This is a genomic window from Arthrobacter sp. Y3221157, from assembly GCF_059089865.1.
In genome coordinates, this window is record NZ_JBNHFD010000005.1 from 1 (window position 1) to 23,969 (window position 23,969).

The following is a 23,969-nucleotide window of genomic DNA, read 5'->3' on the forward strand; positions in this document are numbered from 1 at the left end:
CGCGGCCGGGCTGGCGGAGACCGCGGGCGTCGCCTGGCCGGTGGGAGAGTCCTTAAGGCCGACGGCGGGCGCGCAGGCCCCCAGGACAGCGGCAAGGGCGACGAGCCAGGCCAGAAGACGGTAACGGGCACCGGTCATGATCGAAGTCTAGCCCCGGCAGGGCGGCCATTGAACTCAGAATGCATAGCGGATGCGGCAGTAAGGAGCGATCTCCTCAATGAGTGCGGTCAGCTGCCGCACATAGCGGCCCTTGGCCCCCGACCGGTAGCGGACGTTGCGGAAGCCATTGGACGAAACCTTCGATTCCTGAAGGTCAGGTCGCCACAGCACGTCCTCGGCCTGCGGATGCCACCCCAGGTTGACCTCATGGAGGCCCTCGTTGTGGGTCAGGAAGATGACTTCCGCTGCCAGCTGGGCCTTTGCAGAGGGCGTCAGGGTGGCATCGAGCTGGCGCAGCAGCTCGGCCCAATCGGTGAGCCAGGTGTCCGTGATGATGACGGGGGAGAAGTTCACGTGCACCTCATACCCGGCATCCACAAAATCGTTGATGGCCGCCATCCGTTCAGCCACCGGCGACGTCCGGACGTCAACTGACTTCGCCAAATCTGCCGGCATCAGTGAAAAACGGATCCGGGTGTGGCCTCCGTGGTCCCAGTCCAGCATGGCATTGTTCACGTATTTGGTGGCGAAGGACAGCTTGGCCGTGGGCAGGTCGCGGAAGAGCGTGACGAGGTCTTTGACGTTGTCACTGATCAACGCGTCGACGGAACAGTCACTGTTCTCTCCGATGTCGTAGACCCAGAGGTCCGGGTCGCATTGGTTGGCCTCGAGCTTCATACCTTGGCGTCCGACGTGCCGCTCCAGGGTTGCGGCGATTTGCTCGATGTTCGCAAACACCGTCACGGGGTTGCTGTAGCCCTTGTGCCGGGGCACGTAGCAATAGGCGCAGGCCATGGCGCAGCCGTTCGCTGTTGACGGCGCGATGAAGTCCGCGGACCGGCCGTTCGGCTTGACCGTCAGCGCCTTCTTGACTCCGAGGACCAGCGCCTCGGTCTTGATCCGGGACCAGCGCGGCACATTGGTTTCGTCTCCATGGATTTCCGGGATGTTCCAGTGGCTGTCGACAAGGACGACGGCGGCATCCGGCCAGCGTGCGATGACTTCCTTGCCGCGGGGGAGCTCCAGCGCAGCAGGCTGGGCATAGATGCGGCGGATCTGCAGCAGCCGGTTGAATTCCACGCATCCATTCTCCCAAGCCTCCGCAGACGGTCCCGACGGTTAAGCCGACAGCGTCCGGCGGTGACGCCCCCTCTGCCGTCACTGTGCTCACGCAGCAAGGTAGACTTGAAAGGGCCGTTTCTGCGGCCATTGCCGCCCAGGCCCGCCACAGATGCTCCGGGTTGCGGCTACTCCCTGCTGTGAAAGGCCATACCTGCTGTGATTACCGTCCAGGACCTCGAACTGCGCGCCGGCGCCCGGCTCCTTATGGACCAGGTGAGCTTCCGCATCGACAAGGGCGACAAAGTCGGCCTCGTGGGCCGCAACGGCGCCGGGAAAACCACCCTGACCCGCGTCCTGGCGGGGGAGGGGCTTCCCGCGGCCGGCAAGGTCACCCGCAGCGGCGAGATCGGCTACCTGCCGCAGGACCCGCGGACTCCCGACATGGAGCAGCTCGCGCGGGACCGCATCCTCTCGGCACGTGGCCTGGACATCGTCGTCGGGAAGCTCAAAAAGGCCCAGGCGGACATGGCCAGCGACGACGCCGAGGTCCAGCGGAAGGCCATGGGCCGGTACGACCGCCTCGAAGCCGAATTCCTTGCCGGCGGCGGCTACGCCGCTGAAGCCGAAGCGGCGGCCATCTCCTCCAACCTTGCGCTGCCCGAACGGATCCTCAATCAGCCGCTCAGGACCCTCTCCGGCGGGCAGCGGCGCCGCGTGGAACTGGCCCGCATCCTGTACTCCGGTGCCGAAACCATGCTCCTCGACGAGCCCACCAACCACCTGGATGCCGACTCCATCTCCTGGCTCCGCGACTTCCTCAAGAACCACCAGGGCGGCCTGATCGTCATCAGCCACGACGTCGAACTGCTCGAGGCCACGGTCAACAAGGTGTACCACCTGGACGCCAACCGCGCCCAGATCGACTTCTACAACATGGGCTGGAAGCGCTACCTGCAGCAGCGCGAAACGGACGAGCGTGCCCGCAAGCGCGAACGCGCCAACGCCGAAAAGAAAGCCCAGGTCCTGATGGACCAGGCCAACAAAATGCGTGCCAAGGCCACCAAGGCGGTGGCCGCGCAGAACATGGCCAAGCGTGCCGAGCGGCTCCTCAGCGGCCTGGAGGCAGTCCGCGAGCATGACCGCGTGGCAGCGCTCCGCTTCCCGGATCCCTCGCCGTGCGGCAAGACCCCGCTCACGGCCGAAGGGCTCAGCAAGTCCTACGGATCGCTGGAAATCTTCACCGACGTGGACCTCGCCATCGACCGCGGCTCCAAGGTGGTCATCCTGGGCCTCAACGGCGCCGGCAAGACCACGCTGCTGCGGATGCTCGCCGGCGTGGACCAGCCGGACACGGGCGACATCGTCCCCGGCCACGGCCTCAAGGTGGGCTACTACGCCCAGGAACACGAAACCCTGGACCACGACCGCACGGTCCTGGAGAACATGCGCTCGGCCGCGCCGGACATGAAGGACGCCGAGGTCCGCGGCATCCTGGGATCATTCCTGTTCTCCGGGGACGACGTAGACAAGCCCGCCGGCGTACTCTCCGGCGGTGAGAAGACGCGCCTGGCCCTGGCCACCATCGTGGCCTCCAGCGCCAACGTCCTCCTCCTCGACGAACCGACCAACAACCTGGACCCCGCCAGCCGCGCCGAAATCCTCGGCGCCCTGCGGAACTACACGGGCGCCGTCGTCCTGGTCAGCCACGACGAGGGTGCGGTGGAAGCCCTCAACCCCGAGCGTGTGGTGCTGCTTCCGGACGGCGTTGAGGACCTGTGGAACGAGGACTACCTCGACCTGATCACGCTCGCCTAGCGCTTAGCGGACCCGGAGTTCCCGGGCTTCGGTGATATCGCGGAGCTGGTCGTAGGTGATGCTGAACATCGTGGTGTGGTCACCTGCGCCGGCCCAAAGGAGCTCCTGGTCGCTGAGGGACTCGTCCAGGAGGGTCCGGATCTTCCGTGGATGGCCCACCGGCGCCACGCCGCCCACCGCCTGGCCCGTATGCTCCAGTACAAACTCCGGTGAGGCGCGGCGGACCCTTCCCTCACCGAGGTGGCCCGCCACCAGGGCAGTGTCCACCCTTGCCGCCCCGCTGGCCAGGATAAGCAGCGGTTCACCGTTCAGGTCAAAAACCAGGCTGTTGGTGATCGCCGCGACGTCGCAGCCCAGCGCTTCGGCCGCGGCCACCGCCGTAGGCACCCCGGCCGGGAAGCTGCGCACGGTATCCCCGACGCCGGCAGCCACCAGCGCGGACTTCACCAGCGCAACGGGGCTGGCACTGCCGTTTTCTGTCATCGGTCAGTACCCCTGCGCGTCCAGGAGCGCGTCTTCCTCTTCCTCCGACGTCGCCTTCTTCCGCTTCCGCGGCGGGGACGGACGACGGCGGGCGGACGCGGCGGAATGGACTGTTCCGTCATCCAGGGCGTCATCCTCGGCGTCGATGGCCGCGTTGCGCGCCTGCTGCCGCGCGGCGTAGCCGAAGCCCACGAACATCAGGATGCCGAAGGCGAACCACTGCAGCGAGTAGGAAAGGTGCGTGCCCTCCTCGGTGGAAGGCTTTGGGAAGGCGGCCGGCATTTCGGCTGCCGGCGGCATCTCGGACGCAAGCTGCCCGTACGCGCCGGTCAGCAGGGGGTAGCCGAGTTCCCTGGAATAGGCGACCAGGTCGATGGACGCCAGCTGGCCTTCCGGCGCCCCGCGCTGCAGTTCGGGTTCAGGATGCTTCAAACGCACGACGGCGGTGACGTCACCGGAGGGCGGCGCCGGCACCGAGTCCGGGCTGCCGGGGTTCTTGTTGCCGATGGGGAGCCAGCCGCGGTCCACCACCACGGTTTCGCCGGACTCCAGCCGGAACGGGACCACAACCTCGTAGCCGGGCTGCCCGTTCAGGGGACGGTTCCGCACAATGCGCTGGCCTGCCACGTCGTAGGAGCCCTTCAGCTCCACCTGGGTCCACTCCTTGGCCGGATCCAGGCGGGTGAACTGGTCGCGTGCCTGTTCAAAGGGAATGGGAGTGGCGGAGTAGTTGGTCACCACGCGGTTGATCTCGGCGAGCGTCTCCGCCCGGCGGTCCATCTGCCAGCGGCCCAGGAACACGCAGGCGGTGGCGAAGATCGCGGCCAGCAGGAGATAGCCCAGCCACTTGCTGGAAAAAAGGAAACGGTACATTCAGCTTTCCTGCTCCCAGGCGCTGTCCGGGGAACCGGCGTCGAGCGGGAGGGTTTCCTTCCACAGCCCGCGCGTTTGCAGGTAGTCCTCCAGCCAGTCCCGGTGCTCTGCGCAGGCCAGCCAGATCTTGCGCCGCTCAGGGGTATGGATCTTCGGGTTGTTCCATAGGAGCTGCCAGGAGGCGCCGGACCGGCACGCTTTGCGGGAGCAGACTGCCCTTGTTTCGGCCACTGCAGGATCGGTCCCTGCGGCAAAGTCGAAGATGCTCATGATGCCTGCCGCTCCTCCCCGGGTTCGGTCCCGTCGTCGTTGATCAACTCGCCCTGCAGTACCTCGCCGCCGGGACCCTCGTCGCGGGCGGGCTGCACCGGGCTCTCTATTTCCGCCAGGGGAGCGGAGTCCAGCAGCGAATCGCTGTGCGCCTCGGCTTTGTCGCTCCCGTTCGCGATGACCACCGCGATCCATGGCAGGAACACGGCGCCGGCAACCGCGATGATCTTGAACCAGCCGTCAACCACGAAGATCAGGATCAGGCACACCATGCGGATGCCCATCGCCAGGGCGTATTGGATCATGCGTTTGCGCATGTCCTCGGAGTGCGCGCCCGCGGCATCCGTAATGCTGTGGACCTCCGAGTCACCGGAGAACCGCCCGGGTTCTCCGGCCTCGGTCTGTCCCGCATGGTTTTCAAGGGTCACGGTGGCTTATCACGCTCCAAAGGCTTGCATCAATTCTCTCACCATCGGCAGTGGCACCCAAACCCGCGCCGGCCCTGGCGATAAGATCATCAGGCAGCCCATCCCACCTTTGCTACCGCGGCGCAGCGTGCCGCAGAATTCCGGAGTGTCTTAATGACTGAAGCAGTTTCCGCCCCCCGCAGCGTCCTCATCACCGGCGGCAACCGCGGCATCGGCCTGGCCATCGCCGAGGCATTCCTGGCCAACGGGGACAAGGTTGCCGTGACCTACCGCAGCGAGTCACAGCTGCCGGACGGAATCCTGGGCGTCAAGGCGGACGTCACTGACGAGGCATCCGTGGACGCAGCCTTCAAGGAGGTCGAAGCCGCCCACGGCCCCGTTGAGGTTCTGGTGGCCAACGCCGGCATCACCAAGGACACGCTGCTGCTGCGCATGAGCGAGGACGACTTCACGTCCGTCATCGACACCAACCTCACCGGTGCTTTCCGTGTGATCAAGCGCGCCTCCAAGGGCATGATCCGGCTCCGCAAGGGCCGTATTGTCCTCATCTCGTCCGTGTCCGGCCTCTACGGCGCCCCGGGTCAGATCAACTACTCCGCCTCCAAGGCAGGTTTGGTGGGCATCGCCCGCTCCCTGACCCGCGAGCTCGGGTCCCGTGGCATCACCGCCAACGTGGTAGCCCCCGGCTTCATCAACACGGACATGACCGCCGAGCTCCCCGAAGCCACCCAGAAGGACTACCTGGCCAGCATCCCGGCGGGCCGGTTCGCCGAGGCCTCCGAGGTGGCCAACGTGGTCCGCTGGATCTCCAGCGACGAGGCCGCCTACATCTCCGGCGCGGTCATCCCGGTGGACGGCGGCCTGGGTATGGGCCACTGACCCCTCCCGCCAAACTAGCCCTGCGGGGCTTCTTTGTGGGACCCGGACAACGGAATCGGCACCGGCCGCTGGCATGATGGACAGCAGGCCTTCATGGATTTAGACGTATCGAACAAAAAGGAGCCCCTGTGGGACTGCTGGACAACAAGACCGCCATCGTCACCGGATCATCGCGCGGCATCGGCGCTGAGGTAGCCAAGATCCTCGCCGGCGAGGGCGCCGCCGTCGTGGTGAACTACCGCCAGAAGGCACCGCGCGCCAACAAGGTGGTCCAGGGAATTGAGGCCGACGGCGGGCGCGCCGTGGCTGTGGGCGCGGACCTCACCACCCAGGAAGGCGTCCAGGCCCTGGCTTCCGCGGCGATGGAGAACTTTGGTTCCCTGGATATCCTGGTCCTTAACGCCTCCGGCGGCATGGAAACCGGCATGGGTGAGGACTACGCGCTCAAGCTGAACCGCGACGCCCAGCTGAACATGCTTAACGCTGCGGTGCCGCTGATGAAGGAAGGCTCCCGCGTGGTCTTCGTGACCAGCCACCAGGCGCACTTCATCAACACCGTCTCCACCATGCCCGCCTACGAGCCCGTGGCCCGCAGCAAGCGTGCCGGCGAGGACGCCCTGCGCGAGCTCATCCCCAGCCTGGCTGAGAAGGGCATCTCCCTGGTGGTGGTGTCCGGCGACATGATCGAGGGCACTGTCACCGCCACGCTGCTGGACCGCTCCACGCCCGGTGCCATTGAGGCCCGCCGCGCAGAGGCCGGCAAGCTGTACTCCGTGGAGGAGTTCGCGCAGGTGGTGGCAGGAATGGCGACCGCCGACGTCGAATCCGGCCACACCGAGTACGCCGGCGGCGCAGATTACTTCGGCAAGGGCGCGCAGCAGTAGCCCAACGAGCCAAAGAAGAAGGAGTCCGGTGCACCCGCACCGGACTCCTTCTTCTCTTGCGTTATTGAAAGACGTTCAGACGCCGGCGACGTGCCGGACCGCGTCGAGGTAGGGCATGTTGACCGCGGCGTCCGCCACCGCCCGGACGGCGGGTTTGGCGTTGAAGGCCACGCCAATGCCGGCCGCCCCCAGCATGTCCAGGTCGTTGGCGCCGTCGCCCACGGCCACCGTGTGTTCGAGGGCAATGCCCTCGGCGGCCGCCCATTCGCGCAGGTATTTCTCCTTGGCAGCGCGGTCCACCACGGCACCCAGCACCTTGCCGGTCAGCACGCCGTCGACGATTTCCAGTTCGTTCGCCTGCCAGTAGTCCAGGCCCAGCTCCTCAGCGATCGGCTGCAGGATCTGGTTAAAGCCGCCGGACACCACGGCCACCACATGCCCTGCCGCCTTGAACGCGGCCACGAGCTCGGCGGCCCCTTCGCTGAGTTTCACTTCCTGCCGGACGGAAAGGACGACGTCGGCCGGCAGCCCCGCCAGTACGGCCACGCGGGCGTGCAGGCTCTGGGTGAAGTCCAGTTCGCCCCGCATGGCGGCTTCGGTGACGGCGGCCACCTCTTCGAATTTGCCGGCATACGCTGCGAGGAGCTCGATAACCTCCTGCTGGATCAGGGTGGAATCCACATCCATGATCAGCAGCTTGCGCGGGGCGGACCGCAGGCAGGCAGGAACAAGGGCGGTGTCCTGGCCTTCGATGCCGGCTTCGGCCACGGTCCGGCGGAGGGCGGCGAGGCCGGCGGCGGTGGCATCCGGAAGGGCCAGTTCCGCCACCTGCACGCGGTAACGTTCGTCACCCAGGGAGTCTTCCCGCAGCACCGCGGCGCCGGCTGCGGCCAGAACGGAACGCAGCTGCTCCAGCCCGTTTGGAGTCATATTTTGGCCATAGCTGACCGCAGTCACGTTCGAAGTCATGCCTGCAATCTTATCGAGCCGCTGCCGGGTCCTTTGCATTCATTGCGCACAGCCCCGCAACTGCGCAATCCCGGCGGTGGACGCGGTGTTTCGGCGCCCCGCCACCGGTTATCAGTCGGCCTCTTTTTTGTCCTAGTGTCTACTCCTATGAGTGATGTTCTGGAATTGTCTTCCGTCAGTGTTGTCCGAGGTAAGAAAACCCTGCTGGACAAGATTGACTGGGAAGTCAATGAAGGCGAACGCTGGGTCATCCTAGGCCCCAACGGTGCCGGAAAGACCACCCTCCTGCAGATCGCAGCCGCACGGCTCCACCCCAGCAGCGGAACCGCCGGCATCCTGGACGAGACCCTGGGCCGCGTTGATGTGTTCGAGCTCCGCCCCCGCATCGGCCTTTCCTCGGCAGCCCTCGCCACCCAAATCCCCGAACAGGAGAACGTCCTCAACGTTGTGGTGACCGCCGCCTACGGCGTCACCGGGCGCTGGCGGGAAGGCTACGAGCGCGACGACGAACGCCGCGCCTTCCGCCTGCTGAACGAGTGGGGAATGGGCCCGCTGCTGAACCGGACCTTTGCCACCCTGTCCGAAGGCGAACGCAAGCGCGTCCAGATCGCCCGTGCCCTCATGACGGACCCCGAACTGCTGCTGCTCGACGAGCCTGCCGCCGGCCTGGACCTCGGCGGCCGCGAGGAGCTGGTGCACAAGCTCGGCGAACTGGCCAGCGACGAGGCGGCGCCGGCGATGGTGCTGGTGACCCACCACCTGGAGGAAGTCCCGCCAGGCTTCACGCATGCCATGCTCCTGCGCGACGGCGGCGTAGTTGCCGCAGGCCCGATCACCGAAGTGCTCACCGATGAGCACCTCAGCACCACGTTCGGCCTCGACCTTGATGTCACGGAGAGCGCGGGCCGTTACACCGCCACCGCGCGCCGCTAAGCGGCAAACATCACGTTGGACCTGCTCAGCAGCATCTTTGTGTCCATTGCCGGTCTCTGGGCCGGCACCATCAATGCGGTGGTGGGCTCCGGCACGCTGGTGACGTTCCCGGTGCTCATCGCACTGGGCATCACACCGGTGGTCGCTTCCATGAGCAACGCCATGGGGCTTGTGGCCGGCGGCGCCGCGGGAGCCTTCGGATACCGGCGGGAATTGAAGGGCCGCGGCCGGCAGCTGATGCGGCTCCTGCCCGCGTCGCTGCTGGGCGGCGTCTCCGGCGCCTGGCTGCTCCTGCACCTGCCGGAACAGGTCTTCCACTACGCCGCCCCCGTGCTGATTGTCCTGGCACTCCTGATGGTGGTGTTCCAGCCCCGCCTGCAAGCCTGGGTCCGGAACCGCGAAGAGAATCCCGAGCACGCAGTGCGGGACAAACAGCACGGTGTCCTTCTGGTGGCGCTGGTTTACCTTGCCGGGGTCTACGGCGGCTACTTCGTGGCGGCGCAGGGAATCTTGCTGGTGGGGATCCTGGGCGTCTTCCTCACCGGCACTATGCAGAACGCCAACGCCATGAAGAACATCCTGGTGCTGGGCGTCAACCTGGTGGCCGCCGTCTCCTACCTGCTCTTTGCCTTCGACCGGATCAACTGGCTGGTGGTGCTGCTGATTGCCGTCAGCTCAAGCATTGGCGGTCTTCTCGGGGCGAAGATAGGCCGCCGGCTCGCACCGACAGTGCTGCGCGCCGTGATCCTGGTCCTGGGCCTGGTGGCCCTGGGATTCCTGATCGCGAATCTCCTGAAATAATCGCCCGGTGACAATCCACTATCTTGAGTCCGCGGACGATCCCCGGGTGTCCGACTACACCCGGCTCACCGACGTCCACCTGCGCAAGCTCCGCGAGCCGGCGGAGGGCATGTACATCGCCGAATCATCCCGCGTCCTCCGCCGCGCCCTCGCCGCCGGCCACCAGCCGCGGTCTTTCTTCCTGGCCGAGAAGTGGCTTGAGGACCTGCAAGACGTCCTGGACGCCTACCCCGGCGTCCCGGCCTTCATCGGCAAGGCGGCGCTGCTCGAGGAAATCACCGGCTTCCACCTGCACCGGGGCGCCATGGCCGCCATGCACCGTCCGGCCCCAGTCCCGCTGCCTGAACTCCTCGCAGGCGCCCGGCGGGTGGCTGTGCTGGAGGACATCGTGGACCACACCAACGTGGGCGCCATCTTCCGGTCCGCCGCCGCCCTGGACATCGACGCCGTCCTGGTTTCGCCGCGGTGCGGGGACCCCCTCTACCGCCGGAGTGTCCGCGTCAGCATGGGAACGGTGTTCCAGGTTCCCTGGGCCCGGCTGGACAGCTGGCCGCGGGACCTCCAGGTCCTCAAGGACCACGGCTTCGAAGTGGCCGCCCTGGAGCTCACGGCGGATGCCCAGGACGTAGACGTTGTGGCGGCGCGGAACCCGGACAAGCTCGCCCTGGTGCTCGGCACCGAAGGCGCCGGAATGAGCGCGGAGACGCTTGCCGCCGTCGACTTAGCCGTGAAGATCCCCATGCGGAACGGGGTGGATTCACTCAACGTCGCTGCGGCGTCAGCCGTGGCCTTCTGGGAGCTGCGGGCACGCCCGTAGCCGGTTCGTCAGCACCACTGGCGTCCGCTATGATTGATAGCTGGTTGTCCTGCCGATTCCGTTTCGGCCCCGGCAGGAACCATCCCATTCATACCTGGCAGCTGGCAAAATCCAGCGCGTGAACGAAGGTCCCATTATGAAGTCTGATATCCACCCGAAGTACGAAGCTGTTGTTTTCAACGACCTGGCTTCCGGCACGAAGTTCCTGACCAAGTCCACCGTTTCTTCCTCGAAGACCATCGAGTGGGAAGACGGCAACACCTACCCGGTCATCGACGTCGAAATCTCCTCCGAGTCGCACCCGTTCTACACGGGCAAGCAGCGCATCATGGACTCCGCCGGCCGCGTCGAGCGCTTCAACGCTCGCTTCAAGGGCTTCGGCGGCAAGAAGTAATTCTTCCTCCAAGCTTCTTCGGAAGGCCCGCACCGGCAACGGTGCGGGCCTTCCTGCTTTAACACCGCAGGCCCATGTGCGGCAGGATGGAGGACATGAGCCAGCACCCCCTTCCGCATCCTGAATCCAGCAAGAACCTGCACGGCGAGTACAAGGTGCCGGGCGGGAAGCTGGTGGTGGCGGACCTGTCCGTGGCGGACGGGCACCTGGCGGAGGTCTCCATCAGCGGTGACTTCTTCCTGGAACCGGACGAGGCCCTGCTGGCCATTAACCGTGCGCTGACCGGCCTGCCCGAAACCACGCCCGCCGCCGAGCTCGCTGAGGCCGTTACGGCAGCGCTTCCGGCGGAGGCCGCCCTGTTCGGCTTCTCCGCCGACGCCGTGGCCGTCACGGTGCGCCGGGCGCTTGCCAAGGCCACCTCCTGGACCGACCACCACTGGAACGTCATCCCGCCCACAGTGCTTCCCACCGAGATCAACGTTGCCCTGGATGAGGTCCTCACCGAGGAAGTCGGTGCCGGCCGGCGCAACCCCACCCTGCGGTTCTGGGACTGGCAGGAGCCGTCCGTGGTCATCGGCAGCTTCCAGTCCGTCCGGAACGAGGTGGACCCCGGCGGCGTGGCAAAGCACGGCATCAAGGTGGTCCGCCGGATCAGCGGCGGGGGAGCGATGTTCATGGAGGCCGGCAACTGCATCACGTACTCGCTGTACCTGCCGCAGACGCTCGTTGACGGGCTTAGCTTCGCCGATTCCTACCCCTACCTGGACGCCTGGGTCATGGCAGCGCTGGAGAAGCTGGGCATCACGGCCTTCTACGTGCCGCTCAACGACATCGCCACGGACCAGGGGAAGATCGGCGGGGCGGCGCAGAAGCGGCTCGCCAACGGCGGCATGCTGCACCACGTCACCATGAGCTACGACATTGATGCCGACAAGATGGTGGAGGTACTCCGGATCGGCAAGGAGAAACTCTCGGACAAGGGGATCCGCAGCGCAAAGAAGCGCGTGGACCCGCTCCGCCGGCAGACCGGCCTGGCCCGGACGGCGATCATCGAGGCCATGGCGGAGGTGTTCACCGGGCGGTACGGGGCCACCACCTCAGCACTCACCGAGAATGAACTGTCCCTGGCCCGTGAACGCGTGGCCACGAAGTTCGGCACCGAGGAATGGCTCCACCGGGTTCCCTAGTCAGCGGGATGGAACCACGACGGCGGCCTGTGCGGTGAGTGCCCGGAGCAGGTGGCTGCGCTGCTCCACGATGATGCGGCGCAGCGCCCGCGGGGCGTCGGCATGGGCAGCCAGCCATTCGTCGGTCCTGCGGAGCACCGGGTGGTGTGCAGGTTCCATGCCCTCCGCCAGGTCCTGGTTCAGGGGGAACAGGCCGCGGACGATCCTGGTGGCGATTTCGATGCTCCGCCCGTCCCACACGCCGCGCAGGCACTCAAAATACGGTTCCACGTACGGATCCAGGAGGCCGGCCGGGGCGGTGGTGAAGCCGCTGATGGTGGCGCTGAGCAGTTGGTTGGAGAGTGCGTTGCCGTGGACCGCTTCCTGCCATGCGGCGGCTTTGACGGCAGGGTCCGGCCGGGCGGCGACCGCTGTAGCGTGGCCGGCACGCCCGGAAGCGGTGGTGTCCCGCGCCAGTTCAGCATCGAGTTCGGCAAGGGTTGCCTGGCCGTTGGCGGCGAGTGCGTGCCAGATATGCCAGCGCAGTTCGGCGTCCACAGCCAGGCCCCCGACGGGTGCCGAGCCGTCCAGCAGCCCGCGCAGGCGGGGGAGCAGGGCAGTGTCACGCCTGCTGAGCGTGCCCACCGTCCTGGCCCATGCCAGTTGGTGGTCGGACCCGGGGACGGCACGGTCCAGCTCAGCATTGACAGCCGCCAGGAACGGGGACCGTACGCCCTCCCGTCCGGCAGCGGGCGTGTAGCGTTCGACGGCGGTGCAGGCGTTCTCAAGGATGTTCAGCAGGACTCCGATGCCGGTTTCCGCCGGGCCGTACGCTGCCACCGCCTCCACGTAGCGTGCCGCCGGGCTTTCCCCGCCCCGGGCCAAGTCCCACAGCGCCGACCAGCACAAGGCCCGGGCCATGGGGTCGGTGATCCTGTCCAGTGACTCCAGGACAGTGTCCAGGGAGACCGGATCAAGCCGGACTTTGGCATAGGTCAGGTCGTCGTCGTTGAGGAGCAGCAGCGCGGGCCGCGGCTTGTCCGCCAGTTCCGGGACGGGCGTGGAGGAGCCGTTGGCGTCGGTTTCCACGCTTCCGGTGCGGACCAGGGCGCCGGAAGCGTCGAAATCGTACAGCCCCACCCGGAGCCGGTGCGGCCGGGGCTCGTCCCGTCCCGTGACGGGGTCCGCAGCCTCCTGGACGATGGCCGCACTGCCGATGGCGCCGTCGTCCGTTGCATCCGGCGTGATGTCCAGGGCGAGGGTGGAAATGCCCGAGGTCTGGAGCCACTGCCGTGCCCAATCGCTCAGGTCCCGGCCGGAGGCGGCACTGAGTGCCTCTAAGAGGTCCGCCAGGGTGGTGTTGGAGTAGGCGTGCTTGCGGAAGTACTCCCGCGAGCCTGCGATGAAGGCGTCAAAGCCCACGTACGCCACCAGCTGTTTGAGCACCGAGGCGCCCTTGGCATAAGTGATGCCGTCGAAGTTCTGCTTGGCCGCTTCAAGGTCGGGGATGTCCGCCACGATGGGGTGGGTGGTGGGCAGCTGGTCCTGGACGTACGCCCACGCCTTCCGCTTGTTCGCAAAGCTCACCCAGGCGGAGTCCCAGTCCGTGGCCCGGTCAACGCCGAGGGTGCCCATGTAGTCGGCGAAGGATTCCTTGAGCCAGAGGTCGTCCCACCACTGCATGGTCACCAGGTCGCCGAACCACATGTGCGCCATTTCGTGCAGAAGGGTGTTGGCGCGTCCCTGGTACTGGGCGTCGGTGGCGCGGGACGTGAACACGTAGCTGTCGGTGAAGGTGACCAGGCCGGGGTTCTCCATGGCGCCCAGGTTGTACTCCGGCACGAACGCCTGGTCGTACTTGCCCCACGGGTAGGGGTAGGCGAAGAGCCGGTTGAAGAAGTCCAGCCCGTTTTTGGTCAGCCGGAACAGCTCGTCCGCATCGAAGGATTCCGCCATGGACGCCCGGCAGTAAAGGGCCAGCGGGACGTCCAGGGAGGTCCCGTCGTCGAGCGTTGCCTGCCAGCGGTCCTCCGCCTTGAAATAGGGTCCGGCCAGCACGGTGGTGATGTAGGTGGACATCGGCTCCGTGGTGGCGAAGTCCCAGCGGGCGGTGGCGGGGTCACTAGTGAGCAGGGTGCGTGCCGTTTCCACCCCGTTGGATGCTACCTGCCAGTCCGCCGGCGCCATGACGTGGAACGTGAACGTGGCCTTGAGGTCGGGCTGCTCGAAGTTGGCGAAGACCCGCCTGGCGTCGGCCGGTTCGTACTGCGTGTACAGGTAGCACTGGCCGTCGGCGGGATCCACGAAGCGGTGCATCCCTTCGCCGGAGCGGCTGTACAGGGCGGTGCCCGTGACGGTGACCTGGTTCTCGAGCTGCAGGTTGTCCAGCCGGATCCGGGCCCCGTCCACTACGTCCTCAACGCGTAGGCCCTTGCCGTTGAGGAACACGCTGTGGACGCCGCCGCCGATGAAGTCCAGGAAGGTTGACGTGCCGGCCTCGGCAGCGGAGAAGGTGATGACGCTGCGGCTGGTGTAGCCCGGGACGTCCGGATCAGCCGCCTGCCGCACGTCCAGCGAGACGTCGTAGCTGGTGGTGGTGATCAGGGCTGACCGTCCGGCAGCCTCATCGCGCTGCAGATTCTGATTCGACACCCAGCTATCTAATCACGGTGCCGGAGCGGGATCAGCGCGCGATCAGCAGGGCGGCAGCGAGTCCCAGGGCGGCAATCAGCAGCCATGACGCAAGGGCCGCCAGGAGCGCCCGCCCACCAGTCAGGAGCAGGGTTCGGATCCGCACGGCCGAGCCCAGTCCGAACAGCGCCGCGCCCAGCAGGACGTCCTGCAGCACCGCCCCCGCTTCCAGCCACTCTCCGGACACCCAGCCGGTGGACCGGAGTCCCACCATCGCCACGAAGCCGAGCACGAACAGCGGCACCACCGGGGGCAGCTTGGCGTCCGTCCCGTTGCTGTCCGGGCGGGCCGCGAAGCGCTGGTGCGTGCCGGCCATGGCGGCCACCGGTGCCAGCAGCAGGACCCGGGTGAGCTTGACGACGACGGCGATGCCCAGCGCCGCGGTGCCTGCGGTTTGCGCCGTGGCCACCACTTGGCCGACGTCGTGCACGGACGCGCCGGTCCAGGCGCCGAAGACGGGAGCGGTGAGCTGGAGCGGATGCACCAGCAGGGGCAGGACGCCGATGGCGAGCGTCCCGCACAGCGTCACCAGGGCCACCGGAAGGACAGTGTCCACATGCCGGATGCGCCGCACGGCGGCGATGGCGCCAATGGCTGAGGCGCCGCAGATCGAGAACCCGGTGGCCACCAGGAGCGCCGTCACCGGGGGCAGCCGGAAGAGCCGGGAAATCAGGTAGGTGCCGCCGAAGCTCGCCGCCACCACCCCGGTGATCAGGACCAGGGAAAGCCAGCCCAGCCCCAGGACGTCCATGACGCTGACCTTCAGCCCCAGCAGGACAATCCCGCCGCGCATCAGGTGCTTGCCGGCGAAATCAAGGCCCGGCCTTGCCCGTCCCGCGGTCCACACACCCGCCAGGGGAAGGTTCGCCGCCAGGACTCCCAGCACCACGGCCATGGTCATCGCCGGCAGGACCGGAACCACCGCGTGGACCAGGAATGCGGCCACCAGGGCCACCGCAGCGGTGGCCAGCCCAGGGAGCAGCCGGTCAGCGCGTCGGGGGTGTCCCTCACCGGGCGCTGGATGGCTTCTGCTGACAGGCACCTCCCTACTGTGCCGGATGCGGCGCGGAATCAGCGAACCGGCGGCCCCGGCCAACACGCCAAATGAAGGCCGGTTTATGAGTTCGAAACAAAAAGATGGTTGGCTATTGGGCATGCCAGACCTATTCCAGGAGTACTCCGAGGCCGCAGCCCGGACCGGAGCCTACGATGAGATGTTCGCCCCAGGCCAGCAGGCACGGGACTCGTACGGGCAGGTGGCAGACGCACTCCGCAAGCTCTCCCTGGCTGATGTCAGTGCCCGCGCCGACTCGATGGCGCGCACCTTCCTGGACCGTGGTGTCACTTTCGACTTCGCGGGGGAGGAGCGCCCCTTCCCGCTGGACATCGTGCCGCGGGTCATCCCCGCCGCCGAGTGGGATGTCCTGGAACGCGGCGTCGCGCAGCGCGTGCGCGCGCTGGAGGCGTTCCTCAACGACGTGTACGACAAGATGACCGTGGTGTCCGACGGCGTGATCCCCCGCCAGCTGGTGACCACCAGCGCGCACTTCCACCGTCAGGTCCACGGCTTCGAGCCCGCAGGCGGCGTCCGGGTGCACATCTCCGGTATCGACGTCGTGCGTGACGCTGCCGGGACGTTCCGGGTCCTGGAAGACAACGTTCGCGTCCCCTCGGGCGTCAGCTACGTCCTGGAAAACCGCCGCGCCATGGCCAAGGGCCTGCCGGAGGCGTTCGGCCAGCAGCTCATCCGCCCGGTGGAGGAGTACCCGCGCCGGCTCCTGTCGGCCCTGCGCAAAACGGCACCGGCCGGCGTCGACGACCCCACCGTGGTGGTCCTGACCCCCGGCGTGTTCAACAGCGCCTACTTCGAGCACACGCTGCTCGCGGGCCTGATGGGCGTGGAACTGGTGGAGGGCCGGGACCTGATCTGCCGCGGAAACCGTGTGTACATGCGCACCACCGCCGGTGAACAGCGCGTGGACGTCATCTACAAGCGGATCGACGACGACTTCCTGGACCCCCTGCAGTTCCGCGCCGATTCCATGCTTGGCTGCCCGGGCCTGGTCAACGCCGCCCGCGCCGGCGGGGTCACTATCGCCAACGCCGTGGGCAACGGCGTCGCGGACGACAAACTGGTTTACAGTTACGTTCCTGACCTGATCCGCTACTACCTCGGCGAGGAGCCCATCATCGCGAACGTGGACACGTTCCGCCTCGAGGAGAAGGAGGCCCGGGAGTACACCCTGGACAACCTTGCCGAGCTGGTGGTCAAGCCGGTGGACGGCTCCGGCGGCAAGGGCCTGGTGATCGGCCCGGACGCCTCCAAGGACGAGCTGGACGCGCTCCAGCAGCGGATCATCGCCGATCCCCGCGGGTGGATCGCCCAGCCTGTGCTCCAGCTCTCCACCGTGCCCACCCTCAGCGGCGACAAGTTCGGTCCCCGCCACGTGGACCTGCGCCCCTTCGCGGTGAACGACGGCGACAACGTCTGGGTGCTGCCCGGCGGGCTCACCCGGGTGGCGCTGAAGGAAGGGTCGCTGATCGTGAATTCCAGCCAGGGCGGCGGCTCCAAGGACACCTGGGTCCTGGCCGATTCGCCGCAGATGCCGGTGGAAACCGTTCCCCGGACGTCCATCTCGGTGCGCGAGCGGGTCTCCGTATGGCCGGTGGAGAGCAACTGGCGCGACCGCCAGTCGGAGCAGCAGCAGTGAGCCGGGATGCAACCCCGCAGAAGTCTTTTCCCTTTTCGGGCCCGCAGGAGGTAGCCGCGAATGCTTAGCCGAATTGCCGAATCCCTGTTCTGGATCGGCCGCTATGTGGAGCGGGCGGACGGCACCGCACGCATCCTGGACGTCCACCTGGAGCGGCTGAACCACCTGCCAATGGAAGAACGCAAGAGCGTGGCCCAGGAACTCCTGGCCGTCATGGGCGCCCGGCCGCAGAACGAGGACTTCGGGCTGCCGGAACTCCTGCACGCCCTGGCGTATGACAAGACCAGCGCCACATCCATCGCCGGCTCCCTCGGGGCTGCCCGCGAGAACGCACGGCGTGCCCGCGAAACAGTGTCCTCCGGCCTCTGGGAAAGCCTCAACACCACCTATTACGGTCTGAGCCAGCACCGCAAGGACGTGGTGGGCACCTACCGGTTCTGCAACTGGACCCTGGAACGCACCGCCATGGTCAGCGGCCTGGCGGACACCACCGTGAGCCATGACGAGAGCTGGCTGTTCCTGGTGCTGGGCCGCTCCCTGGAACGCGCGGACATGACCGCCCGCATGCTGTCCACCCGGGACGTCCTGTCTGCAGGCATGTCCTGGGTGAACATGCTCCGCTGCGCGGGCGCCTACGAGTCCTTCCTCCGGACCCGCCGCGCCGCCTTCGGCGACCAGCACGCGGCCGAGTTCCTGCTGCTGGACCGGCTGTTCCCCCGCTCCATCGTCTACGCCCTGCGCGACGCCGACGAATGCCTGGCCAAACTCGATCCCTCCGCGCAGCGGGTGGGCTTCATCAACGACGCCCGCCGCATCGTTGGCCAGGCCCGCACGTTCCTTGAGTTCCACCGCACCGACGACCTCATGTCCGAGCTGCCCGAACACATGGAGCGCGTGCAGAAGGCAGTGTCCCAGGCTTCGGACGCCATTTCCCGTAAGTACTTCAATCAGGCGGACGAACTGGCCTGGGTGGGAGAAGTTTCATGACCCGGCTGAGCATCGCCCATAAGACGGCGTACAAGTACAACAAGCGCGTCACCCTGTCCTACAACGAGGCAAGGATGACGCCGTTGACGGACTCCCAGCAGGTGGTGCTGGAATCGGTGGTGAAGGTCTCGCCGTCGCAGGCGGCCGTCAGCACCTACCGCGACTACTGGGGCACCCGGGTCACGGCCTTCGACATGCAGATGCCGCATGAGCACCTGGAGGTGGTCTCCAACATCACTGTCGAGGTGCACCGGGCCGAGAAGATCCCGTCCGAGGCGGACATCGCGGGCTGGGACGTCCTCGCGTCGCCGGAAACGCTGAACACGTTCAGCGACTGGCTGCCGCAGTCCCGGCTCAGCGGCCCCGGCGGGGAGGTCCTGGGAATCATCCCGCAGGTGGTTGCCGGGAAGAACCCGCACGAGGCCGCCATGGCGATCTTTGCGTGGATGCGCGGTGAGATGACCTACATGTCCGGATCCACCGGCGTCACCACCAACGCAGAAGAGGCCTGGGGCCAGCGCCAGGGCGTCTGCCAGGACCTGGCCCACCTTGCGATCGGGGCGCTGCGCAGCTGCGGCATACCGGCCCGCTACGTCTCCGGCTACCTGCATCCACGCTCCAGCGCCGGCATCGGGGAGACTGTCGCCGGACAGTCCCACGCCTGGCTTGAGTGGTGGGACGGTGAATGGCGGAGCTGGGACCCCACCAACCACAAGCCCGCCGGCGATTTCCACGTTACCGTTGCACGGGGGCGTGACTACCGGGACGTCTCCCCGCTCAAGGGCATCCTCTCCGGCGGCGGCGGGTCGGCCCTAAGCGTGACCGTGGAGATTACCCAGCTCGCCTGACCACGCCCGGGGCCCGGCTCAGGGTCCCTGGCCGGATTATTCCGGTGAGGACTTTGCAGCGCTGCTGTGCTGGGTCCACCAGGTCAGGGGTTCGGTCACCTTGAACCGGCGTCCGGTCACGCTGTCCGGTGTGATCCGGACGAAGGCGTCCTTGTGCCCGGCCTGCCAGGGGAAAAGGTACAGCCGGGCCGTGTCCAGGACTTCCTCAGTGCCCCTGACCACGGCAGAGGAGCCCTTGAGCACCACGCTCCAGGCCATGCCCGTCGAGGGATCCACCCCGTCGGCTTCAAGCGCCACCGCAGAGTCGCCCGAGGCGCCGGACAGCTTGGTGCCCTCGCCGGTACGGAACACCACTGTGCCGCCGTCCACGGTGTAGTTGATGGGGAAGATGTCCGGGCGCCCGTCGACCACGATGGCGAGCCTGCCGACGGATACCGTGCGGAGCATGGCCCAGCATTCATGGTGTTCGAGGTTCTCGACTGCGGACGGCGGCTGTTGAGTGGAGGCTGGCTCGGCGTTCATGCCGCGAGCTTACCTCTACCAGGGGCCGGGTTTGTAGTCCTTCAGGAACACGCCGTACTGGTCCTCGCCGTTCTCACCCATGACGATGGGGTCGTAGACGCGGGCGGCGCCGTCCACCAGGTCCAAGGGGGCGTGGAAGCCTTCCTCCATCAGCCGGACCTTGGTGTAGTGCGGGCGCTCGTCGGTGATCCACCCGGTATCGACGGCGGTCATCAGGATCCCGTCCGTCTCCAGCATTTCCTGCGCACTGGTCCGCGTCATCATGTTCAGCGCAGCCTTGGCCATGTTGGTGTGCGGGTGCCCCGGGCCTTTGTAGGCGCGGGAGAACTGGCCCTCCATGGCGGAGACGTTGACGATGTACTTGCGCCGGGCCGTGGACCGTTTCATGGCTTCCCGCAGCCGGCTGACCAGCAGGAACGGGGCCGTGACGTTGCAGAGCTGCACTTCGAGCATCTCCAGCGGGTCCACCTCGTCCACCACCTGGGTCCAGCTGTTGATCGTGGCGAGGTCCGGCACCAGCCCGCCGGCGTCGATCGCCGTCCCGGACGCGATGCGTTCCAGTGAAGCGGAGCCGGTGGACAGTGCAAGCGATGTGATGGCGTCACCGGCCAGCACGGGATGCTCCGTGACGCTGCCGGCCAGCGCCAAGGGGTGTTTGTCGTGCGCGTGGCCGAAGGTCAGCAGTTCGGGACCGCCGTTCGCCCGCTCCAGCGCGGCGGGCAGGGGCTCGTCCTCGGCGTCCACCAGCGGCTTGTAGGCGTTGCCGGAGCGTCGGACCGTCTGCGCCGCGTTGTTGATGATGATGTCCAGCGGACCTGCCCCGTTGAGGGAATCCGTGAGTGCCATGACCTGTGCGGGGTCGCGGAGGTCGATGCCCACGATGCGTAGCCGGTGCAGCCAGTCGGCGCTGTCCTCCATGGCGGCGAAGCGGCGCGCGGCATCCTTGGGGAAACGCGTGGTGATGGTGGTGTGGGCGCCGTCGCGCAGCAGCCGCAGCGCAATGTACATCCCGATCTTTGCCCGGCCTCCGGTCAGCAGAGCACGACGGCCGGTCAGGTCTGTCCGGGCATCGCGCTTGCTGTGGCTGAAGGCAGCGCACTCCGGGCACAGCTGGTGGTAAAAGGCGTCCACCTGTGTGTAGTGCTGCTTGCAGATGTAGCACGGCCGGGACCGGATGAGGTGCCCGGCCACTTTCCCGGTGGCGGAGGGAGCCAGCTTGTTGCCGCGTGTTTCGTCGTCGATCCTGTCTGGTGCGGCGGTTGCCGTCTGGGCGAGGACGGCGCGGTCGGCTTCGGCGATGAGGTCCCGCTTGGTGACCCGGCGGTGCCGCTTGACGGCCTTGAACATCTTCCCGGTGGCGCGGCGCACCGACACGTAGTCCGGGTGCTCCTCGTCATAGGCGTGGATGGTGTTCAGGACCTTGAGGCAGGCCTGGATTTCCTCAGGGGTCAGGTCGGGGGAGCTCATTAGGCTAATTTTACAGCTCGAAGCGGCAGCTTAAACACGGTGGGCGGCACCCGTTGGGGTGCCGCCCACCGTGGAAAAGCCAGTTAGCAGCTAGGAGAGCCGGGCCCGGGGTCCGGCGTCAGCAGCGGCAGCGGCGTGGGTCTGGGCAACCTTGTCCACGGACTCCCGGACATCCGGGTACTGTGCCGCGGCAGCCTTGACCGCGTTGGGGACGAGGTGCAGGTTCCTGGCTGCCAGCTGCCTCTCCTCTTCCCCGGGTTCGGGAACTTTCTGGCCTTTGGCGAGGACGGTGATGCCGGACTCGGTGACCTTGAAGCCGCGCGCCCGGTCCAGGTCGGCGTCAAGTCCGATGGCTGCCCCGGCGGGAACCTTGACGTTCTTGTCGATGATGGCACGGTTGATGACTGCGCCCGCACCCACCTGCACCTTGTCCATCAGGACGGAGTCGATCACGCGGCTGCTGGTTGCCACGTAGACGTCGTTGGACAGGACAGAGCCCTCCACCACGCCGCCCGAGATGACCACGCCGCTGGAGACGATGGAGTCCAGCGCCGTGCCCACGGTGTTGTTCTGGCCGCGGACGAACTTGGCCGGCGGGGAGATGCTCTGGCGGGTGTAGATGGGCCATTCGGAGTTGTAGAGGTTGAAGACCGGCAGCGGGGAGATCAGGTCCATGTGCGCGTCGTAGAAGGAGTCGATGGTTCCAACGTCACGCCAGTAGGTGCGGTCCCGTTCGGTGGATCCGGGAATCTCGTTCAGCGTGAAGTCGTAGACGCCCGCCTCGCCCTGGTTGACGAAGTAGGGGATGATGTCCCCGCCCATGTCGTGCTTGGTGTCCAGCCGCTCGGCGTCCACGTGCAGGGCGTCCACCAGGGCGTCGGCGTCGAACACGTAGTTGCCCATGGAGGCGAGGAACTGGGTGGGATCGGCTGCCAGGCCGGGCGTGGAGGCGGGCTTCTCCACAAACGCGGCAATCTTCTGCGGATCGTTCTGGTCCACCTCGATGACGCCGAACTGGTTGGCCATGTTGAGGGGCTGGCGGACGGCGGCCACGGTAGCCTTGGCACCGCTGCTGACGTGCTGCGCCACCATCTGGGCGAAGTCCATGCGGTACACGTGGTCGGCGCCGACCACCACCACAATGTCCGGGTTGGCGTCGTGGATGAGGTTCAAGGACTGGTAAATGGCGTTGGCGCTGCCCAGGAACCAGCTCTTGCCGACGCGCTGCTGCGCCGGCACCGAGGCAACGTAGTTGCCCAGCTGCGTGGACATCCGCCAGGTCTCGGAAATATGTCGGTCCAGGCTATGCGACTTGTACTGGGTCAGGACGACGATCTGCAGGTAGCGGGAATTCACCAGGTTGGACAGGGCAAAGTCGATAAGGCGGTAGCTGCCCGCGAAGGGCACCGCCGGTTTCGCGCGGTCTGCCGTCAGTGGCATCAGTCTGTTTCCCTCGCCGCCTGCGAGGACAATGGCCAGGACTTTTTTGTTCAACGGCATAGTGGTCGCTCCTGTACGCCTTCGTATCTCCCCAAACAGTCCGGCATGCCCGGACTCCTTCACACTAGAACAGTTATGCGTGAAGGACTACCTTGGGTCTTGTGCGAATAGACATTGTGACTAAAGAGTTCCCGCCGGAGATCTACGGCGGCGCCGGGGTGCATGTGGCCGAATTGAGCAGGGTGCTTAGTAAGCACGTTGACCTGCAGGTTCGTGCTTTTGGGGCTCCCCGCGACGCCGATTACCATGGCGCCCATGTGACGTCCTACTCCGTGCCGGAGGATCTGGGCTCGGCTAATGCCGCCGTCCAGACGCTCGGCGTGGACCTGCGGATCGTTCCGGACGTCGAGGGCGCGGACCTGGTCCATTCGCATACCTGGTACGCCAACATGGCAGGGCACCTGGCCTCGCTGCTGCACGGCATCCCGCACGTCCTGAGCGCCCATAGCCTGGAGCCGCTGCGTCCGTGGAAGGCCGAGCAGCTCGGCGGCGGGTACGCGCTCTCATCCTGGGTCGAGAAGACCGCTTACGAGGCAGCAGCGGCGATCATCGCGGTGTCCGAAGGCATGCGCCAGGACATCCTGCGCAGCTACCCCAGCGTGGATCCGGCCAAGGTCCGCGTGGTGCACAACGGCATCGACGTCGAGCTGTGGAACCGGGACGAAAACGACGACGCCGTCCGTGCCCTGGGCATCGACCCCGCCAAGCCGAGCGTCGTGTTTGTGGGCAGGAACACCCGCCAGAAGGGTGTGCCATACCTCCTCCGGGCCGCAGCGAAGCTGCCCGACGACGTCCAGCTGGTCCTGTGCCTCGGCGCCGCAGACACCCCGGAACTGGCCGCCGAGACCGCCCGGCTGATCGAGGACCTGCAAAGCCAGCGGACCGGCGTCGTGCTGATCGAACGTATGCTGCCCCGGCATGAACTGATCCAGGTGCTCAGCCACGCCACCGCCTTCGCCTGCCCCTCCATCTACGAGCCCCTGGGCATCGTGAACCTCGAGGCGATGGCCTGCGGCGCCGCCGTCGTTGCCAGCGCCACGGGCGGCATCCCCGAAGTGGTCGAGCACGGCCAGACCGGCCTGCTGGTGGACCTGGAGCAGGTCACAGACGGCACCGGCACGCCGCTGGACCCGGAGAAGTTCGTCAGCGAGTTCGCCGCGGCCCTGACCGAGGTGGTGTCGGACCCCGAACGCGCCCGCGCCATGGGACAGGCGGGCCGGCTCCGCGCCGAGAAGCACTTCTCCTGGGAGTCCATCACCGAAACCACGCTTGAGGTGTACCGCTCGGTGCTGCCCGCGGCACGCTGACCG

At 66.8% G+C, this 23,969-nt stretch carries 23 protein-coding genes; 12 read left to right on the forward strand and 11 right to left on the reverse strand.

The genetic code is table 11. The annotated features are described in order from the left end of the window. Nucleotides 1-174 precede the first annotated feature (174 nt). A complete protein-coding gene (locus AC5RTT_RS02755; RefSeq protein ID WP_494143912.1) occupies nucleotides 175-1,239 on the reverse strand; it encodes a spore photoproduct lyase family protein in 1,065 nt (354 codons plus the stop codon). Between the two features lie 198 nt (nucleotides 1,240-1,437). Here AC5RTT_RS02755 and abc-f point away from each other — a divergent pair, with 198 nt between their 5' ends. Further along, the gene (gene abc-f, locus AC5RTT_RS02760; RefSeq protein WP_494143913.1) at nucleotides 1,438-3,036 is read left to right on the forward strand and encodes a ribosomal protection-like ABC-F family protein; all 1,599 of its coding nucleotides are present in this window, start codon (nucleotides 1,438-1,440) and stop codon (nucleotides 3,034-3,036) included. A 3-nt stretch (nucleotides 3,037-3,039) separates the two neighbouring features. On the opposite strand, the gene AC5RTT_RS02765 is transcribed toward abc-f, so the two are convergent. Genes AC5RTT_RS02765 through AC5RTT_RS02780 form a run of 4 tightly spaced genes read right to left on the reverse strand, consistent with a single transcriptional unit; the run spans nucleotide 3,040 to nucleotide 5,090 of the window. Continuing rightward, a complete protein-coding gene (locus AC5RTT_RS02765; RefSeq protein WP_494143914.1) occupies nucleotides 3,040-3,519 on the reverse strand; it encodes a YbaK/EbsC family protein in 480 nt (159 codons plus the stop codon). 3 nt (nucleotides 3,520-3,522) lie between these two features. After that, the gene (locus AC5RTT_RS02770) at nucleotides 3,523-4,392 is read right to left on the reverse strand and encodes an SURF1 family cytochrome oxidase biogenesis protein (RefSeq protein WP_494143915.1); all 870 of its coding nucleotides are present in this window, start codon (nucleotides 4,390-4,392) and stop codon (nucleotides 3,523-3,525) included. Then, nucleotides 4,393-4,662 carry a hypothetical protein gene (locus AC5RTT_RS02775; RefSeq protein ID WP_494143916.1) on the reverse strand — a complete coding sequence of 90 codons (270 nt, stop codon included), beginning with the start codon at nucleotides 4,660-4,662 and terminating at the stop codon, nucleotides 4,393-4,395. Beyond that, a complete protein-coding gene (locus AC5RTT_RS02780) occupies nucleotides 4,659-5,090 on the reverse strand; it encodes a DUF3099 domain-containing protein (protein WP_494143917.1) in 432 nt (143 codons plus the stop codon). The genes AC5RTT_RS02775 and AC5RTT_RS02780 overlap by 4 nt, the downstream gene beginning before the upstream one ends. 153 nt (nucleotides 5,091-5,243) lie before the next feature. Between AC5RTT_RS02780 and AC5RTT_RS02785 the strand changes: the two genes are divergently transcribed. Together AC5RTT_RS02785 and AC5RTT_RS02790 are read left to right on the forward strand one after the other, a co-directional pair. Then, nucleotides 5,244-5,969, forward strand: a complete 726-nt coding sequence (locus AC5RTT_RS02785; protein ID WP_494143918.1) for a beta-ketoacyl-ACP reductase — start codon at nucleotides 5,244-5,246, stop codon at nucleotides 5,967-5,969. A gap of 128 nt (nucleotides 5,970-6,097) precedes the next feature. Continuing rightward, the gene (locus AC5RTT_RS02790; protein ID WP_494143919.1) at nucleotides 6,098-6,853 is read left to right on the forward strand and encodes an SDR family oxidoreductase; all 756 of its coding nucleotides are present in this window, start codon (nucleotides 6,098-6,100) and stop codon (nucleotides 6,851-6,853) included. A gap of 75 nt (nucleotides 6,854-6,928) precedes the next feature. Here the strand turns inward: AC5RTT_RS02790 and serB are convergent, their stop codons facing one another. After that, entirely contained in the window at nucleotides 6,929-7,822 is an 894-nt protein-coding gene (gene serB / locus AC5RTT_RS02795; RefSeq protein WP_494143920.1) for a phosphoserine phosphatase SerB, read from the reverse strand. A gap of 147 nt (nucleotides 7,823-7,969) precedes the next feature. On the opposite strand from serB, the gene AC5RTT_RS02800 reads away from it, so the two are divergent. The 5 genes from AC5RTT_RS02800 to lplAB all read left to right on the forward strand — a co-directional run bounded on the left by AC5RTT_RS02800 (nucleotide 7,970) and on the right by lplAB (nucleotide 11,954). Beyond that, entirely contained in the window at nucleotides 7,970-8,755 is a 786-nt protein-coding gene (locus tag AC5RTT_RS02800) for an ABC transporter ATP-binding protein (protein ID WP_494143921.1), read from the forward strand. A 15-nt stretch (nucleotides 8,756-8,770) separates the two neighbouring features. After that, a complete protein-coding gene (locus AC5RTT_RS02805) occupies nucleotides 8,771-9,556 on the forward strand; it encodes a sulfite exporter TauE/SafE family protein (RefSeq protein WP_494143922.1) in 786 nt (261 codons plus the stop codon). A 7-nt stretch (nucleotides 9,557-9,563) separates the two neighbouring features. Beyond that, complete coding sequence (locus AC5RTT_RS02810) at nucleotides 9,564-10,373, forward strand: TrmH family RNA methyltransferase (RefSeq protein ID WP_494143923.1); 810 nt, start codon at nucleotides 9,564-9,566, stop codon at nucleotides 10,371-10,373. Between the two features lie 136 nt (nucleotides 10,374-10,509). Then, complete coding sequence (locus AC5RTT_RS02815) at nucleotides 10,510-10,767, forward strand: type B 50S ribosomal protein L31 (protein ID WP_066275740.1); 258 nt, start codon at nucleotides 10,510-10,512, stop codon at nucleotides 10,765-10,767. Between the two features lie 95 nt (nucleotides 10,768-10,862). Further along, on the forward strand, nucleotides 10,863-11,954 hold the full coding sequence (gene lplAB / locus AC5RTT_RS02820) for a lipoate-protein ligase LplAB (RefSeq protein ID WP_494143924.1): 1,092 nt from the start codon (nucleotides 10,863-10,865) through the stop codon (nucleotides 11,952-11,954). Here the strand turns inward: lplAB and pepN are convergent, their stop codons facing one another. Both pepN and AC5RTT_RS02830 read right to left on the reverse strand, forming a co-directional pair. Further along, nucleotides 11,955-14,585 carry an aminopeptidase N gene (pepN, locus tag AC5RTT_RS02825; protein WP_494143925.1) on the reverse strand — a complete coding sequence of 877 codons (2,631 nt, stop codon included), beginning with the start codon at nucleotides 14,583-14,585 and terminating at the stop codon, nucleotides 11,955-11,957. A gap of 31 nt (nucleotides 14,586-14,616) precedes the next feature. After that, the gene (locus AC5RTT_RS02830) at nucleotides 14,617-15,666 is read right to left on the reverse strand and encodes a YeiH family protein (RefSeq protein ID WP_494143926.1); all 1,050 of its coding nucleotides are present in this window, start codon (nucleotides 15,664-15,666) and stop codon (nucleotides 14,617-14,619) included. 112 nt (nucleotides 15,667-15,778) lie between these two features. Here AC5RTT_RS02830 and AC5RTT_RS02835 point away from each other — a divergent pair, with 112 nt between their 5' ends. From AC5RTT_RS02835 to AC5RTT_RS02845, 3 genes are read left to right on the forward strand one after another with little or no spacing between them, the layout of a single operon-like run. Then, nucleotides 15,779-17,335 carry a circularly permuted type 2 ATP-grasp protein gene (locus AC5RTT_RS02835; protein WP_494143927.1) on the forward strand — a complete coding sequence of 519 codons (1,557 nt, stop codon included), beginning with the start codon at nucleotides 15,779-15,781 and terminating at the stop codon, nucleotides 17,333-17,335. Between the two features lie 60 nt (nucleotides 17,336-17,395). Beyond that, nucleotides 17,396-18,322 carry an alpha-E domain-containing protein gene (locus tag AC5RTT_RS02840; protein ID WP_009358288.1) on the forward strand — a complete coding sequence of 309 codons (927 nt, stop codon included), beginning with the start codon at nucleotides 17,396-17,398 and terminating at the stop codon, nucleotides 18,320-18,322. Next, a complete protein-coding gene (locus tag AC5RTT_RS02845; RefSeq protein WP_494143928.1) occupies nucleotides 18,319-19,170 on the forward strand; it encodes a transglutaminase family protein in 852 nt (283 codons plus the stop codon). The genes AC5RTT_RS02840 and AC5RTT_RS02845 overlap by 4 nt, the downstream gene beginning before the upstream one ends. Before the next feature lie 36 nt (nucleotides 19,171-19,206). Here the strand turns inward: AC5RTT_RS02845 and AC5RTT_RS02850 are convergent, their stop codons facing one another. From AC5RTT_RS02850 to glgC, 3 genes are all read right to left on the reverse strand, one after another. Beyond that, a complete protein-coding gene (locus AC5RTT_RS02850) occupies nucleotides 19,207-19,692 on the reverse strand; it encodes a pyridoxamine 5'-phosphate oxidase family protein (RefSeq protein ID WP_494143929.1) in 486 nt (161 codons plus the stop codon). Between the two features lie 15 nt (nucleotides 19,693-19,707). Then, on the reverse strand, nucleotides 19,708-21,159 hold the full coding sequence (locus tag AC5RTT_RS02855) for an SDR family NAD(P)-dependent oxidoreductase (protein ID WP_494143930.1): 1,452 nt from the start codon (nucleotides 21,157-21,159) through the stop codon (nucleotides 19,708-19,710). Between the two features lie 90 nt (nucleotides 21,160-21,249). Then, complete coding sequence (gene glgC / locus AC5RTT_RS02860; RefSeq protein WP_494143931.1) at nucleotides 21,250-22,659, reverse strand: glucose-1-phosphate adenylyltransferase; 1,410 nt, start codon at nucleotides 22,657-22,659, stop codon at nucleotides 21,250-21,252. Between the two features lie 101 nt (nucleotides 22,660-22,760). On the opposite strand from glgC, the gene glgA reads away from it, so the two are divergent. Further along, nucleotides 22,761-23,966 (forward strand): glycogen synthase, encoded by a 1,206-nt coding sequence (gene glgA, locus AC5RTT_RS02865; protein WP_494143932.1) that lies wholly within the window; start codon nucleotides 22,761-22,763, stop codon nucleotides 23,964-23,966. The last annotated feature ends 3 nt before the right edge of the window (nucleotides 23,967-23,969 follow it).

Excerpts from the sequence above, each read along its gene's own strand:
- AC5RTT_RS02765 (WP_494143914.1), bottom strand. The coding sequence starts at position 3,519 with ATGACAGAAAACGGCAGTGCCAGCCCCGTTGCGCTGGTGAAGTCCGCG.
- AC5RTT_RS02770 (WP_494143915.1), bottom strand. The coding sequence starts at position 4,392 with ATGTACCGTTTCCTTTTTTCCAGCAAGTGGCTGGGCTATCTCCTGCTG.
- AC5RTT_RS02775 (WP_494143916.1), bottom strand. The coding sequence starts at position 4,662 with ATGAGCATCTTCGACTTTGCCGCAGGGACCGATCCTGCAGTGGCCGAA.
- AC5RTT_RS02785 (WP_494143918.1), top strand. The coding sequence starts at position 5,244 with ATGACTGAAGCAGTTTCCGCCCCCCGCAGCGTCCTCATCACCGGCGGC.
- serB (WP_494143920.1), bottom strand. The coding sequence starts at position 7,822 with ATGACTTCGAACGTGACTGCGGTCAGCTATGGCCAAAATATGACTCCA.
- AC5RTT_RS02800 (WP_494143921.1), top strand. The coding sequence starts at position 7,970 with ATGAGTGATGTTCTGGAATTGTCTTCCGTCAGTGTTGTCCGAGGTAAG.
- AC5RTT_RS02815 (WP_066275740.1), top strand. The coding sequence starts at position 10,510 with ATGAAGTCTGATATCCACCCGAAGTACGAAGCTGTTGTTTTCAACGAC.
- lplAB (WP_494143924.1), top strand. The coding sequence starts at position 10,863 with ATGAGCCAGCACCCCCTTCCGCATCCTGAATCCAGCAAGAACCTGCAC.
- AC5RTT_RS02835 (WP_494143927.1), top strand. The coding sequence starts at position 15,779 with ATGCCAGACCTATTCCAGGAGTACTCCGAGGCCGCAGCCCGGACCGGA.
- AC5RTT_RS02840 (WP_009358288.1), top strand. The coding sequence starts at position 17,396 with ATGCTTAGCCGAATTGCCGAATCCCTGTTCTGGATCGGCCGCTATGTG.
- AC5RTT_RS02845 (WP_494143928.1), top strand. The coding sequence starts at position 18,319 with ATGACCCGGCTGAGCATCGCCCATAAGACGGCGTACAAGTACAACAAG.
- AC5RTT_RS02850 (WP_494143929.1), bottom strand. The coding sequence starts at position 19,692 with ATGAACGCCGAGCCAGCCTCCACTCAACAGCCGCCGTCCGCAGTCGAG.
- AC5RTT_RS02855 (WP_494143930.1), bottom strand. The coding sequence starts at position 21,159 with ATGAGCTCCCCCGACCTGACCCCTGAGGAAATCCAGGCCTGCCTCAAG.
- glgC (WP_494143931.1), bottom strand. The coding sequence starts at position 22,659 with ATGCCGTTGAACAAAAAAGTCCTGGCCATTGTCCTCGCAGGCGGCGAG.